This is a genomic window from Microbacterium sp. SORGH_AS_0969 (assembly GCF_030818255.1).
Classification (GTDB): Bacteria; Actinomycetota; Actinomycetes; order Actinomycetales; family Microbacteriaceae; genus Microbacterium.
On the sequence record NZ_JAUTAG010000001.1, the window covers coordinates 3,728,662 to 3,741,927 of the forward strand.

Below are 13,266 nucleotides of genomic sequence, written 5' to 3' on the forward strand. Positions count from 1 at the left end.
CCTGGTCTCATCGATAGGTTGAGGCAGTGCACATAGACCGAGTAGACGTCGAGCGATTCCTCGGATTCGAGCACCTGAGTATCGAAGTCGATCCTCAATTGCAGCTCATCGCCGGGCCCAACAACGCTGGCAAATCCTCGCTTCTACGCATTCTCGAGACATTCTTCTCCGATCCGGGCAAGGACGACCTGCAGCGACTGAAGCCTCTGCACGAGTATTACGTCCATGGCGGTCCGCGGATGATGTCGAGCATCCAGGTGCAGTTCACCGGACTCGACGAGAACGAGGCCGAGTACTTCGCGGACGCCGTCACGAAGGGCGTCTTCGCGATCAAGATCTTGTGCTCGCGCGCTGGGAACATCACTTACCAGACGAGCCGCAAGTCCACCCGCGCACGCGAATTCTACGAGCGGGTACTGGAGTCGTTCAGCTTCGTGAAGATCCCATCCGTCCGCGTCAGCGAAGCCGACCAGAGCGAGCGCGACCAGTCGCTGGTGCGGCTCTACGAGACGCTCGAGGGCGTCCTCGTGCGGTCGGGCGGCTCGAGGCGGACGCAGCTTCAGAAGGACTTCGAGGACGTGATCGCACCGGTGGAGACGCTCGTCCACAAAGTGCTGAGCGAATCCGTCGAAGCCGTGGCCTCGGAGCTCCCGTTCCGCGAACGCGAGCTCGGGATCAAGCTGCCCGACTCCCGTCATGCCCTGCGGGGAATGCTGCAGCAGGCAGTCATCACGAGCCGCGACGAGATCGAGGTGTCGATCGCGGAGCGCGGCACTGGCTTCCAATCCGCGATGGTGCTCGGCATCCTTCGCTACGTCGCGTCGCGCAGCAAGCAGTCGTCGGGAAAGGTCGTGTTTGTCATCGAGGAACCTGAAGCGTTCCTCCATCCGCAGACGCAGCGTGCGATGGCGAAGATTCTCCGGGACATCTCCAAGGACGCGCAGCTCCTCGTGACCACCCACAGCCCAGTGCTGGTGGACTCCTTCTCTGTCAGCCGGATTGTCCGGATGCCATTGAGCCCGAGCGGGATGACGTACTCCGCCAAGCGCCGAGACTTCTCCGCCGCCGACGAAGGCCGCCTCACTCGGTACTGCGATGCGACCAACAGCGAGCTCGTGTTCGCGAACGCCGTCGTCATCGTCGAGGGGTACGGCGACAAGCTGGTGATCGACTACCTGCTGGAACGGATCACCGGATGCTCCGGCGGCCACTACGCGATGGGCATCGCCGTCATCGAGGCGTCGAGCATCGACACGATCCCGCATCTCCTTCATCTCGCGCAGATATTCGGCGTCCGCGCGTACGTCGTCACCGACAAGGACGGCGTCCACAAGGCCGGCGGGAACGGGAAGCGGAAGCTGCTCGAGATGTTGAAGGCGAAGGAGCGCAGGCCGACCCAGGACGAGCTGCGGACGATCCACCAGTTGGCAGACGAGAACGTCACGAGCCTGACGGCTGCCCTGACCCAGCAACACGAGTTGAACACTGCGCTCCAGCCGTGGGACGCGTTCGTACTGTCGTCGGATCTGGAGGGTCTCCTTCTCGACACGATCGGACAACAGGGCCTCGCGGCGATGCTCGGGCCGATCGGCGAGAAGCAGATCGACAAGGCGATGTCGGAGCGCTTCGCGACCGGCGCTCAGGGGAAGGAAGACCTGGCGTCCTGGATGGGTTCCAAGGGCTGGAACTCCACCCGCAAAGTCTCAGCGAAGGCCAAGCCGCACCTACCCGTTGTGCTGCTCCGGGAGCATCTGAGTTCGCGTTCCTCGGTGCCCCGGGCGCTCCGCCCGCTGGACGACTGGCTGCGCGGCATCGTCTCCGAGCAGGAGCGGTCGCCACTCTGAACCGAGCAGGCCGACTGCACGCCGTACCGGAGGAGCGCACGATCCTCGCGGCACACGTGCTCTCCGCTGCGAAGCGATGTGTAGTCGGGCCCTCTGAGACTTTCGGGAACCGTCCAGGAGCTCTTGATCATCGCGGGTCTGACCGACATCCTCGCCCGGCTCGTACTTGAGGCGATAGCGAATCCGCGCCCCGGCATGGAAGGCAACGAGCGTCACACGTAGGACGTGCTCGATTAAGGTCTTGAGCGCGACGTCGGCGTGCAGCAGATCCGACACCTTTAGTAACGCGCCGCCGGGCAGCGTGATAGACGTGTATTCGGTGACCGGGCGTTTGGAGGTTCAAATCCGATCCCCGCTGATGATCTGACGCAAACGACGGCGAACGTCGTCCTCATATTGGATTTCACCGTGCGCCTCCGTGCAAACCGACAGTCCCTCGCAGTGCCCTCGCGTCTTGCCAACGGCCCACTCGCGGTAGGCGTCAAGGTCGGCCAACATGATCTGAGCGAGCTGCTGCTCGGTGAAGCCGAGGACGCAAGCAGGGTCCGGAAGCGCCATGACACCATCCTCTCGCGACGTTGCCACGGCCGCACTTTCTACATGGCCCACAGTCGACTCGCGATCTGCCAGTCGCGCCCTGCACCCAGATGCGATAGAGGAAGCAGCGTCACGTGCGGATAGGTCTGCACCACAGCCGGCAGCATCCGCATCCTGCCGAGGTCAAGTCGGTCAAGAAGGAACTGGATGAGCGTCAGCTGACCGAATGTACGATTCCATTCGGTCGTCGCCGAGTCAAGGTCAGGATAGACGCCGACTCTGGGTAGCTTCGGCGTCAACGTGTGGACACGGTTGAAGAGCCGACCGTGATGAGCGCACGTGTTCCGTACGAGGTTCAGCGACTTCAACCAGCTCGTCAGCTGCGGAGCGCGAAGTCCGCACGCATCAGCGACCGCGTCTTGAACGCTTCGTGGCGCGTAACCGTAGAGGTAGGTCAGCGATCCCCAGTCCAACAACTCAACGGCAGCCCACACGGGAAGCGTTCCACCGTACTTGAGATGATGATGCGCGACGAAGTCCTCGCGCGACTGTCCGAGTTCCGCTTCGTAGTTCCTGCGCCAACGGCTGTACGAATCGCTCTGATCTCCAGCACGGTTGCGCGCGGTCGGGCCGAGGAGCGTCGGCTCGAGATGCGCGCGCGGATCAATCCGTCCTAGCTCATGGCCCAGCAACGCGCGGATCGCGAGCTCGATCGGCGCAAGCACCGAGAAGGTCGCAGCACGAAGTCGAGCGTCAAAGTCGTAGAGAGCGACAACGTCCTCCAACCGAGTACCGGGGTAGAAGTCATCACCGCGACCATCCGGGGTCTTCTGCCGAAACGGATACCAGTAGCCACTTAGGCGGTAATAGTTGATCCGCTGGAGGACCCCGGCGGCAACGTCATGGTCGCCAACGTCCATGCCACGTTCCGCGAGTAGCGCAACCTGATCCTCGTAGCTTCGGTACGCCTTCACCTCGTCGTGCATGCCGACCGTCCATGCAAAATGAAGACCGGCCCTGGACCTACCGAGGTAGGCGGAACCGGTCGTGATGGTGCAAGAATACCACGACGCGATGCAGAGACGCCTCCCCCAGATGTCACAGTCAGTCCTCCGCTTTCCGGCGGTTCGACGGGTGCGTCTGCGCCTCCTTGATCTGCACGAGTTCGTCATGCGACAGCAGGTAGCTGTCTCGCCGATAGCCGCGCTCCCGACCGTCCATGATGCGCCGGTACTCCGCCAGCATCCGGTCATACACCCCGAGCATGCGCGCGTGGGAGTTCCCGTTGTCGTGCCGCTCGAGCTGAGGTCGGAGTTCCTCCCACTTACGCTCGTCGCTCATGAGGAACCGAACGTAGCTCGCCATATGCCCTTCGAGGGCATCGTTATGGTCGAAGCCTGCGAACTCAAGATCCTCGCGGAGCTCGTCATCGATCGGCGTACCCGCTTCCGCGAGATGCTCGACGCTGTAGGTGATGATCCGAAACATATCGAGGACATCGACGACGCGCTCGCAATCGCGCTTCGACAGTTCCGTGCTGAAGCCTGCTGTCGTGAACCAGTACTGCCCGGTGTAGCCCTCCTCGAGGATCTTCGCGCGCATGATCTGGTAGTCGAAGTCACAATCCTCGTCATGGCCGTTCTCCGGCACCACGTGCGCCAGGATGCGATGAATCCCCGCGAGGACCTGCCGCTCAAACAGATTCATTGACTCCGGCGCAGGCTCATCTCCATGCTCGACAGTCGCCGCCGTCCCCACCGGAATGATCGCAGCCATAAGCAGGTCCCGAACATACTCACTGATGGTCACCCCCTCGTCATCCGCCTTGCCCTTCAGGATGTCGCGAACGTAGTCCTCGACCCTGATGTTCAAAACAGCCATAACCCCTCCCGTAAGCTCGTATGACACTTACTATACGCGCGTCATACATATTCATCTACCCAGCCTCCCTCGCGCGTCCTTCTGGTCCTGCGAGGGGTCCTCGGCGGGCTCAGAAAACTACGCGCTGGACTACGCTCTAGCCCAGTAATCCCGAGTGATCTGCAGCAATCCCCAGTCATCTCGACGCGTCATCTCCGAGGAACCGAGACAGGGCCGAGAACCGCGGAATCTCGCGGATGCCCCAAGACGTCCGCGTCGTTCCGCGGTACTCACGGATGACGTGCGGATAGGGCACGGACACAAGGACCACAGAAGATCAACTTCTGATCGCCGACACGAAAAGGCCCGTCCGGTTCTCCCGGCGGGCCTTTTCGTTTTCGTTGCCCCGGATGGGGGCTCGGGTTCTCAGTGGCCGAGCGTGCGGGCCAACTTGGATCCGGATGCCGCGGGGCGACCTCCCGAGGCGAACACCGCCGCGTCGACCGCGGCGAAGAACGCCGCGCGACCGTCGTCGTCGGACGGCCCGGCGGGGCCGAGCTCGACCTCCCACTCACGCCACGCGGATTCGACGCCACGACGCTCGTCCGTCGCACGGACGCGATCATCGACGAACTCGGCGACCTCTCCCCCGTCGGCGTCGAGGAGCGCATACGCCGTGCGGTGATTCCGCACCCGCGCGAGCGGCGTGAACGGCGGCGCGGCGATCGAGGCGACGGCATCCTGAACCGCCGGAGGCACGACCGGCTCGGCGTCGGGATCGACGTCGGCACCGAGGGGCCACTGCGTCTCGGTGCGTCCCCCGGCCCGCGCGGGACCCTTCACGTGCCACCCGGCGTCGGGACCTCCGAAGCGCCGCCGCACCGCGACGCCCGCGCGAGCGAGATCGGCCGCGGGGGTGTCGAGATACCGCGCGTCGAGGTCACGCGGCTCGGGCTCGCCGACGCGCGCGACGCCGGGAAGCTCCGACCAGTCGGGAAGCGGGGTGGTCTCGTCGACGTCGTACTTCGACTCGACCTCGACGCTCGAGGCCCCGTGGGAGCCTGCGCTCAATCGTCGCGCCCGTCGACGTCGGGGTTGATGTCTTCGGTCTCTTCGACGAAGGCGAAGACGGCCTGGGTGGGACCGTCGGACTCGCCCGTGTGCTCGAGGCCACCCTCGCGGCGGTAGACCAGCTGGCCCTCGCTGTAGGGCATGATCAGCGTGTCGTCGGACTCGTTCTCGAGCGGGAGCACCTGCCCGTCGAGCGGGCCTCCGGTCAGTCGTGCAATAGCCATGTCGTCAGCGTAGACCGCCCCTCCGACACCGCCGGGCACCTTGACAGGGCTGGCCTAGAATCGCTCGGGTGACGACGACGGACCTGCCCGGGGAGCGACCGTTCGTCCTGCTCGCCACCCGCGCCGAAGACCGCCCGGCCGACGAGGAGTACGCCCTCTTCCTGCGCTACACCGGTCTCCCGCCCGAGCGGCTGCTGCGCGTCCGTCTGGAGCGCGACGCCATGCCCGACCTCGACCTCGACGAGATCTCGGGCATCCTCGTCGGCGGCAGCCCGTTCAACGCGTCGGACCCTCTCGAGAAGAAGTCGGCGGTCCAACGTCGGGTCGAGGCCGAGATGGCCGCGCTCGTCGACGACGTGGTCGCGCGCGATCTCCCCTTCCTGGGCGCGTGCTACGGCGTGGGGACGCTGGGGACCTACCTGGATGCCGACATCGACGGCACCTACGCGGAACCGATCAGCGTGGTCGACGTGACCCTGACCGACGCCGGTCGCGCGGATCCCCTCGCCGCCGGGATGCCCCGGACCTTCGCGGCGTTCGTCGGCCACAAGGAGGCCATCACGACGCTGCCGTCGCGGGCGACCCTGCTGGCATCGTCGCCGACGTGCCCGGTGCAGATGTTCCGGGTGGGCGAGAACGTCTACGCGACGCAGTTCCACCCCGAGCTCGACGTCGACGGGATCGTCACGCGCATCCACGCGTACGCCGCGTTCGGATACTTCGCCGCCGACGAGCTCGACCTCACGCTCGCGGCGGTGCGGCGCGCTCCCGTCCACGCTCCGTCGCGCCTGCTCCGCACGTTCGTGGAGCGCTACGCGCGCTGACGGGCGTCCGGGTGGTGGTCCCGGGAGGATGTTCTCACCGGGTGCGGTGGCAGGACGGCCAGTCAGGGGCCATGAGACTGCATCGCGCTGACACCCCCCCTGCACGATGTCGCCGAGATGTCAGCTGCGTGCAGTCTCGCGGCGTGGAGTGAGCGCCGGGCGCGCGTCAGGCCCGCGTGCGCGGGTCCTCCCGGACCACCTCGATCGCGGCGGTCACGGCGGGGTGCGCACGCCGCAGATAGGGCTCGAGACCGAGGTCGACGAGGTGCACGCGGCCGGCGAGCCCGGGTCCGCGCCCGCGCACGAGGCCGGCCTTGAGGGCACCGAACGTGACCGTGACATCGGCGGGGAGGACGATGGCATCCGCGGTCCCGTCGTCGGGGTCGAGCCCGCTCGGCACGTCGACGGCGACGACCCGCGGGCGGTCCGGAAGCGCGAGGAGGCGCTCGACGAGGGCGCGGGCGCTCCCCCGCAGCCGCCGGTCGGCGAGACGCCCGATGCCCAGGATGCCGTCGAGGACGAGGGCGTACTCATCCACGTGGGTGGAGGCCTCCGACACGGAGACGACGCGCGCCCCGGCGGCCACCGCCGTGTCGAGTGCTTCGCGGTGGACGCGGTTGCGGACGAGGACGACGTCGACGCGGTCCGCCGCCTGAAGGAGGTCAGCGGCGGCGAAGAGCGCATCTCCCCCGTTGTCTCCCGCGCCCGCGAGGACGAGGACCGCACCCGGGGCGACACGGAGTTCGGCGATCGCGACGTCGGCGAGAGCCCGGGCCGCCCAGCGCATGAGGGGACGTCCCTCAGCCAGAAGAGGGGCCTCGGCAGCACGGACGGCGTCGGCGGTGTAAGCCGCGACCCGCGCGGGCGCGGACTCAGCCACGGGATGCCGCCCGCTCGGCGTCGTCTTCACGATCCGCCGCGGCGGGGTCGTTCTTCGCGAGCGTCTCGCGTTCCTTGGCCTCCGCCTCGCGGGCGGCCTCCAACTCGCCCGTGGCGGCCTGCACCGCTTTCTCGGCTCGGCGGACGCGGAACTGGATCAACGTGGTCGCGCCGTACTTCGCTCGGACCCGGTCGTGGTCTTCTTCGGTGGCGACGGTGATCCAGGCTCCGGCGATGAGGATGACCTGACTCGAGAGGTTGAGCCACAGCAGGAGCGCGATGAGCGAGGCGAACGTGGTCAGCAGCGGGTTGTTGCCCGCCCCGCCGACGAACAGACCCGACAGCTGCTGCAGCACGACCAGGCCGACGCCTCCGAGCAGCGCCCCTCGCCACAGCGTGCGGCGACGGGTCTTCACGCCCGCCAGCACGGCGAAAGCGACCGCCACCGCGGCGGTGTCGAGCGCCAAGACGACGATCGTCGAGAGCGCCCACGTCAACACGGCGGTCACCCACGAGTCGGCGGAGATGCCGAGGAGGCCGCGCACGAAGGTGAGACCGGCCGTCGCGAGGAACGTCACGAGGGCGGCCCCCACGAGCGCGATGCCGATGCCGACGGCGACGGCGAGATTACGCACGATGACGAGGACGGGCAGAGTGTCATCGGTGGTCACTCCCGCGATCTGGCGGAGGGCCGTGCGCAGGGAGCCGATCGCGCCGATCGCCGCGCCGAGCAGACCGATCGTCGCGATCACACCCGCGATGGTGAACTCCGTCGGCGCTTTGATCGCGCTGACGTCGAGCAGCCCGTCGGTGCCCACCAGCCCGGGCACGACGTTGTTCACCGACCGCTCGAGCGCCGCGAGGCCCTCGGGGTTCCCCGAGAGCCAGATCGCGGCGGCCGAGAAGCCGAGCAACACCGCGGCGAACAGGCTGAAGAGGGTGCGATAGGTGACGCTGTCGGCGAGCGTGGGCCCCCGCGCGCCCGAATAGACGAGGAAGGCGCGCACGAGGCGGAGCGACAGAGCCCACGCGGTGACGCGACGGATGAGGTCGGCCATGGCCCCAGCGTAACGAGGCGAACCACCTTGCTCATCGGGGGTTGACCGCCGCGCCCGACGCCGACAAACCTCGCTCCCGCCCGCCGATCTTCGCCCTCACAGCCCCGCGATCACCCGCCACCACGCGCCGAACAGCAGGAACGGCCCGAACGCGATCGACCGACCTCGCGCTCCGGCGAGGAGAACTCCGGCGGCGCCGATCCCACCCGCGAGGAAGGCGAGGGCGATTCCGGATGCCACGGCCTCGAGGCCGTGCCACCCGAGCACCGCCCCGCAGAGGGCCGCCAGCTTGACGTCTCCCCCGCCGAATGCCGCCGGCCGCGCGAGGTGCATCGCGAGACATCCCGCGAACGCGCTGAGGGCGCCGGCGGCGATCCCCACAAGTCGTGCGGGCTCGCCGATCGCGACCGCGGCCCCGCCCAGCAACACCACCACCGCGGCGCCGCCCGGCACCAGGATCGCGTCGGGGAGGCGTCGGGTCCGCGCGTCGACCATCGCGAGCACCACGCTGAGACCGGCGAACACCGACAGAGCGGCGACCAGAGGCCATGGCATCCGGTGCCTCAGGCGTCGAGCACGAGAAGGTCGACGAGGACGATGTCGCCGGGAGAGATGCCCTCGGCGTCGCGCACGGCGCGTTTGAGGGGAAGCACGTAGACCCCGTCGGCCTGGGGGAAGATCGACGTGCGGAAGACCGAGTCGCCGATCGTCGCGTCGACGCGGACACCGCCGAAGCCTCGGCGGAAGGTCTGCGTCTCGCGGATGTCGTCGCTCAGGTCGGGCGGAAGGGCCACGAAGTACCAGTCGCTGTCGGTGCGGGCCTCCCACCGGTAGACATCGCCCTCGAAACGCACGATCATGTGGTTCTCCTTCCGTCGCTGGTCACCCTACGGGGAACCTCCGACGCCGGCTCGGCGGTCTCCCCTGTGCAGGAGGAGTGCGCTCGCGCCCGCGTCGATCGTCAGCGCGATGGCGGCGGCGAGCAGGTACACCGCCAGGTCGCGAGGGTCGAAGCCGCTCCCGAGAACGAGCGCCGCGGGCGGGAATCGCCCGGCAAGATCCGCCGGCACCCCGGTGAGCTGAAGGAACTCGACGCCCACGCTCCAGGCGGCCGCCACCACCCCGAGGAGGCCTCGACGAGCGCCCGGCCACACCAGCACCAACGCGGTGTAGACGGCCACGGCGTACAGCGCGTCTCCGGAGATGTCGGACAGGTCGGAGTCGGGAAGTCCGCGCGCGACCACCAGCCCCAGGGCGACGACCACGACGAGCGCCACCGCCGCCGCGGACCGTCGTCGCCCGAGTGTCACGCGAGAACCCCCGCCGCGCGCGCGGGCTCGGCGTACGCGCGCGCGAGGGTCGCGACGGTGTCGTGGGCGTTCAGACCGCTCGGGTTGGGCAGGACCCACGTGGGAACTCCGGCGATCTCGTCGTCCTGCCGCCCCGCGACGGCTCTCGGGCGCTGGAAGCCCTCGCGGTACGCCGTCAGCCCGACCACCGCGATCGCACGCGGACGCCACGCGGCCACCCGCTCCGTCAGCGCCGCCGCGCCCGCTCGCAGTTCCTCGCGCGACAGCTCGTCGGCGCGCGCCGTCGCCCGGGCGACGAGGTTCGACACGCCGAGCCCGGCGCCGAGGATCATGCTCCGGTCCGCGTCGCTCAGCGGCTCCGCGTACCGCGGGAGGCGCGGCAGGATCCCCGCCTCGACGAGCGCCGGCCAGAAGCGATTGCCCGGCCGCGAGAAGGGTGTGCCGGTCGCCGCCGTCCACAGGCCCGGGTTGATCCCGACGAAGAGCAGCCGGACCCCGGGCTCGACGAGGTCGGGGATCGTGGCATCCCGGAACGACTCCAGCTCGGCGCGCGTGTACCCCATGAGACCACTATGACCACTACTTCGGTCACGACCGGCTCATCTGCCAGGATCGGAGGAATGGATGCCGTGCCCGCGCTCACCGAGGTCCCCGCGCCGCAGTTCGTCATCGTCGGCGACAACGTCCGGCTGGCGACGTACACGTGGGGCGACCCCGACGCGGACGCCGTGCTGTGCGTCCACGGCTTCGGGTCGAGCACGCGCGACAACTGGGTCAACACGGGGTGGGTGCGCGACCTCTTGCGCGCCGGATTCCGTGTCGTCGCCGTGGATCAGCGCGGCCACGGTGCGAGCGACAAGCCGCACGACGCCGCGTCGTACACGATGCCGACGCTGGTGAGCGACCTCGTCGCGGTCCTCGACACCTACCTGCTCGACTCGGTTCGCTACCTCGGCTATTCACTCGGTGGCCGGGTGGGGTGGCAGCTGGCCGTCGACGCGCCCGAGCACGTCGAGCGGGCGGTGCTCGGTGGCATCCCGGACGGTCGTCCGCTGGCGCGGTTGAAGGTCGACCAGGCACGCGCGTTCCTCGACCACGGCACGCCGGTGGAGGATGCCACCACCCTGCGCTACGTCTCGCTCGCCGAACGCGTACCCGGCAACGACCTGCGGGCCCTCGTCGCGATCGCGGAGGGGATGCGGCTCGGCGAGACCGACCCCGACCCCGCGTCGCCGCCGCAGCAACCGGTGCTCATCGCGACCGGCACCGAGGATCCGATCCACGATCAGTCGCAGCACCTCGCCTCCCTCCTGCCGCACGGCGAGTTCGCCGACATCCCCGGCCGTCATCACGTGAATGCGCCGGGGGCACGGACCTTCCGCGAGGCCGGGGTGGAGTTCCTCTCGCGCGAAAGCTGACGCGCCGTCGCGCCCGCGAAGCGCGGGAGCGATCGCCCCCGGTCGCCCCAGCAGGAGCGTGCCCGCTCGTCACCCGCAGTCGTACACCGTGCCGGGTGCGGACGCGTCGACCGTGCAGTTCTGCTCTACCCACTGGCGGATCTGCGCCGAGGCCGTGTCGCTGCTCGCCGAGCGGGCGGAGCCGGCCGCGCCTCCGCCGGCGGCGCTTCCCGTTCCGCCGAAGCCTGTCCCCCCGAATCCCGTCGCGCCGCCGCCCGCCCCGCGGTCCTCGCCGCCGATGACGTAGCGGAGCTCGCCGGACTGAACGAGCGAGATGAACCTGTCGAGCGTCGGGACGTCGTCGCTACCGTTGAACCCCCCGATCGGAAGGATCGACGCACCGTCGGTCGCGAGGATGAGGGATGCCGCCTGCTGGGCACCGAAGGTGGCCGCGACGTAGGTCGATCCCGTGTCGCGCGCCTCCAGCCACGCGACGAGCTCGCTGTCGGCGCCTTGGGTCATGCCCTGCCGGCCGCCGGCGCCGGGCATGGTGCCGTTTCGTCCGCTCCCCGGCGCGGTGCCCGAGCCACCCGGCGCGAAGCCGGACCGGGGACCGCTCTGACCGCCGCCCCGGCCGCCGGCCTGCGCACCGCCCGGGAACGAGCCGCCGTCGGTGCGGGTGCCCGTTCCCTGTCCGCCGGGTCCCCGACCCGTTCCGCCGAAGCCCCCGGCCGACATCTCGGATACCCCGCCGGCGACGGGGTTGATCGAACTCGGGTGGGCGATCGTGACCGCCGACCACACGGTCGGCGTGAGCAGGAGCCCCACGATCATCGCTACCGCGGTGATCACGCGCGCGCGGTGGCGCGAGAGGAGCAGCACGATGGCCGCCGCGGCGGCCGCGGCCTGAGCCAGCGACACGGGGACGCTGTAGCCGCCGTACGAGAAGCCGACGATCACCGCGGTGAGCCCCGCGACTCCGACGATCGCGATCTGCGGCCAGACTGTGCCCGTCCGATGAGCGGCGGTGAGCGCGACGGCGACGACGAGAGCGAGCGGAACAGCGAGGGCCGCCGTGTAGAACTGGTGCATTCCGGCCACGGTCGAGAACATCGCCGCGAAGGTGAGCGTCCAGATCGTCAGCAGGACGGTGAGCGGCCGCGGGAAGCGGAGGATCCAGAGCACCACGATGCCGATCAGCGCTGCCGGTATCAACCAGGCGATCTGCCCGGCCAATTGCGCGTTGAACAAGCGCAGGATGCCCGGGTCGCCGGAGAAGGGCGGCGTGAAGGACTCGTAGGTCGTGCTGTCGGCCGTCGCGCCGAAGCGCCCCAGGCCGTTGTACCCGAAGACCATCTCCCACGGGTTGTCGCCGATCGTGCTGCCGATGTAGGGCCGGCTGCCGGAGGGGATGAGCGAGACGATCGCCACCCACCAGAGCGACGTCGCGAGGCTGACCGCTCCCGCGACGACGAGGTGCACGAGGCGCCGCCCCCACGCCTGACGGGTGCAGAGGTAGGCCGCCGCGAGCGCGGGCCAGACCGCCCACGCCTCGAGCATGTAGAACTGGAACGACAGGCCGATGAAGGCTCCCGCAGCGACCAGCCACCCGACGCTCTTCGTCTGGACCGCCCGCACCGACGCCCACGCCGTCAACGACAGGCCGAGGACGAAGAATGACTCGGGCTGATTGGACCGCGAGACGGCGACGAGGATCGGGGTGACGGCGACGATCGCCCCGGCGAGAAGACCCGCGCGGATCCCCGCGAGGCGCCTGGCCGTGACGGCGGTGATGAGCGCGGCGGCCGTGGCGGCGAGCGCGTTGGGCAGGATGACCGTCCACGCCGAGTACCCGAAGACCCGCACGAACAGCGCGGGGATCCAGAACGAGCCGGGGATCTTGTCGAGGGTGACCGTGCCCGCGGGGTCCACGGCGCCGAAGAAGAAGTTCGACCATGACCGGCTCATGGACAGCGCGATCGACGCGTAGTACTCGGAGGGTGCGCCCGCCCATACCTGCCATCCGCTGAGGAAGAGTGCGAGGGCCCCGACCCCGATCACGCCCCACATCCAGGTCCGCCGGCGAGGGGCGGGCGGAGCCTCGGCCTCGCGGGGCGGGGCAGAGATCGAGTCGAGGGTGGCGGTCATGTCGGGATGGTAGGCAGGCGTTCACTCACGGTTGCTTCAGCGCACCTATGAGCCAGGCGTGTATCAGGCCGCGGCGGCTGAACCGGCGTCGCCGTCTCCGTGCTCCCGTCCGCA

At 68.8% G+C, this 13,266-nt stretch carries 15 protein-coding genes; 3 read left to right on the plus strand and 12 right to left on the minus strand.

The genetic code is table 11. The features are described 5' to 3' along the window. Positions 1-26 precede the first annotated feature (26 nt). A complete protein-coding gene (locus QE388_RS17505; RefSeq protein ID WP_307386778.1) occupies positions 27-1,844 on the plus strand; it encodes an ATP-dependent endonuclease in 1,818 nt (605 codons plus the stop codon). A gap of 339 nt (positions 1,845-2,183) precedes the next feature. Here the strand turns inward: QE388_RS17505 and QE388_RS17510 are convergent, their stop codons facing one another. From QE388_RS17510 to QE388_RS17530, 5 genes are all read right to left on the minus strand, one after another. Then, positions 2,184-2,402 carry a hypothetical protein gene (locus tag QE388_RS17510; protein ID WP_307386780.1) on the minus strand — a complete coding sequence of 73 codons (219 nt, stop codon included), beginning with the start codon at positions 2,400-2,402 and terminating at the stop codon, positions 2,184-2,186. Positions 2,403-2,440: 38 nt separating this feature from the next. Further along, positions 2,441-3,367: an Abi family protein gene (locus QE388_RS17515; protein WP_307386782.1), complete on the minus strand. Its 927-nt coding sequence runs from the start codon at positions 3,365-3,367 to the stop codon at positions 2,441-2,443. Between the two features lie 118 nt (positions 3,368-3,485). Next, positions 3,486-4,262 (minus strand): YfbU family protein, encoded by a 777-nt coding sequence (locus QE388_RS17520; protein WP_307386784.1) that lies wholly within the window; start codon positions 4,260-4,262, stop codon positions 3,486-3,488. Positions 4,263-4,667: 405 nt separating this feature from the next. After that, complete coding sequence (locus QE388_RS17525) at positions 4,668-5,312, minus strand: CYTH domain-containing protein (protein WP_307386786.1); 645 nt, start codon at positions 5,310-5,312, stop codon at positions 4,668-4,670. Next, complete coding sequence (locus QE388_RS17530) at positions 5,309-5,536, minus strand: hypothetical protein (protein ID WP_058596033.1); 228 nt, start codon at positions 5,534-5,536, stop codon at positions 5,309-5,311. Before QE388_RS17530 ends, QE388_RS17525 begins: the two co-directional genes overlap by 4 nt. Before the next feature lie 68 nt (positions 5,537-5,604). On the opposite strand from QE388_RS17530, the gene QE388_RS17535 reads away from it, so the two are divergent. Beyond that, positions 5,605-6,360, plus strand: a complete 756-nt coding sequence (locus QE388_RS17535) for a glutamine amidotransferase (RefSeq protein WP_307386788.1) — start codon at positions 5,605-5,607, stop codon at positions 6,358-6,360. Between the two features lie 166 nt (positions 6,361-6,526). Here QE388_RS17535 and QE388_RS17540 read toward each other — a convergent pair whose 3' ends face one another. The 6 genes from QE388_RS17540 to QE388_RS17565 all read right to left on the minus strand — a co-directional run bounded on the left by QE388_RS17540 (position 6,527) and on the right by QE388_RS17565 (position 10,170). After that, the gene (locus QE388_RS17540; RefSeq protein ID WP_307386790.1) at positions 6,527-7,240 is read right to left on the minus strand and encodes an NAD(P)H-hydrate epimerase; all 714 of its coding nucleotides are present in this window, start codon (positions 7,238-7,240) and stop codon (positions 6,527-6,529) included. Continuing rightward, on the minus strand, positions 7,233-8,297 hold the full coding sequence (locus QE388_RS17545; RefSeq protein WP_275798182.1) for a YhjD/YihY/BrkB family envelope integrity protein: 1,065 nt from the start codon (positions 8,295-8,297) through the stop codon (positions 7,233-7,235). The genes QE388_RS17540 and QE388_RS17545 overlap by 8 nt, the downstream gene beginning before the upstream one ends. 96 nt (positions 8,298-8,393) lie before the next feature. Continuing rightward, positions 8,394-8,852, minus strand: coding sequence for an A24 family peptidase (locus QE388_RS17550; RefSeq protein WP_275798180.1), 459 nt, complete (start codon positions 8,850-8,852; stop codon positions 8,394-8,396). Positions 8,853-8,860: 8 nt separating this feature from the next. Beyond that, the gene (locus tag QE388_RS17555; RefSeq protein ID WP_275798179.1) at positions 8,861-9,157 is read right to left on the minus strand and encodes a DUF1905 domain-containing protein; all 297 of its coding nucleotides are present in this window, start codon (positions 9,155-9,157) and stop codon (positions 8,861-8,863) included. Between the two features lie 27 nt (positions 9,158-9,184). Continuing rightward, positions 9,185-9,607, minus strand: a complete 423-nt coding sequence (locus tag QE388_RS17560; RefSeq protein WP_275798177.1) for a DUF2809 domain-containing protein — start codon at positions 9,605-9,607, stop codon at positions 9,185-9,187. Next, positions 9,604-10,170: a mismatch-specific DNA-glycosylase gene (locus QE388_RS17565; protein ID WP_275798175.1), complete on the minus strand. Its 567-nt coding sequence runs from the start codon at positions 10,168-10,170 to the stop codon at positions 9,604-9,606. Before QE388_RS17565 ends, QE388_RS17560 begins: the two co-directional genes overlap by 4 nt. A 57-nt stretch (positions 10,171-10,227) precedes the next feature. Here QE388_RS17565 and QE388_RS17570 point away from each other — a divergent pair, with 57 nt between their 5' ends. Beyond that, on the plus strand, positions 10,228-11,025 hold the full coding sequence (locus QE388_RS17570) for an alpha/beta fold hydrolase (RefSeq protein ID WP_307386794.1): 798 nt from the start codon (positions 10,228-10,230) through the stop codon (positions 11,023-11,025). Between the two features lie 69 nt (positions 11,026-11,094). On the opposite strand, the gene QE388_RS17575 is transcribed toward QE388_RS17570, so the two are convergent. Beyond that, positions 11,095-13,152, minus strand: a complete 2,058-nt coding sequence (locus tag QE388_RS17575; RefSeq protein ID WP_307386796.1) for a glycosyltransferase family 39 protein — start codon at positions 13,150-13,152, stop codon at positions 11,095-11,097. Between the last annotated feature and the right edge of the window lie 114 nt (positions 13,153-13,266).

Bases quoted from the DNA above. Each gene is read 5' to 3' on its own strand.
- QE388_RS17510 (WP_307386780.1), bottom strand. From the start codon at position 2,402: ATGGCGCTTCCGGACCCTGCTTGCGTCCTCGGCTTCACCGAGCAGCAG.
- QE388_RS17515 (WP_307386782.1), bottom strand. From the start codon at position 3,367: ATGCACGACGAGGTGAAGGCGTACCGAAGCTACGAGGATCAGGTTGCG.
- QE388_RS17520 (WP_307386784.1), bottom strand. From the start codon at position 4,262: ATGGCTGTTTTGAACATCAGGGTCGAGGACTACGTTCGCGACATCCTG.
- QE388_RS17530 (WP_058596033.1), bottom strand. From the start codon at position 5,536: ATGGCTATTGCACGACTGACCGGAGGCCCGCTCGACGGGCAGGTGCTC.
- QE388_RS17545 (WP_275798182.1), bottom strand. From the start codon at position 8,297: ATGGCCGACCTCATCCGTCGCGTCACCGCGTGGGCTCTGTCGCTCCGC.
- QE388_RS17550 (WP_275798180.1), bottom strand. From the start codon at position 8,852: ATGCCATGGCCTCTGGTCGCCGCTCTGTCGGTGTTCGCCGGTCTCAGC.
- QE388_RS17555 (WP_275798179.1), bottom strand. From the start codon at position 9,157: ATGATCGTGCGTTTCGAGGGCGATGTCTACCGGTGGGAGGCCCGCACC.
- QE388_RS17565 (WP_275798175.1), bottom strand. From the start codon at position 10,170: ATGGGGTACACGCGCGCCGAGCTGGAGTCGTTCCGGGATGCCACGATC.
- QE388_RS17570 (WP_307386794.1), top strand. From the start codon at position 10,228: ATGGATGCCGTGCCCGCGCTCACCGAGGTCCCCGCGCCGCAGTTCGTC.
- QE388_RS17575 (WP_307386796.1), bottom strand. From the start codon at position 13,152: ATGACCGCCACCCTCGACTCGATCTCTGCCCCGCCCCGCGAGGCCGAG.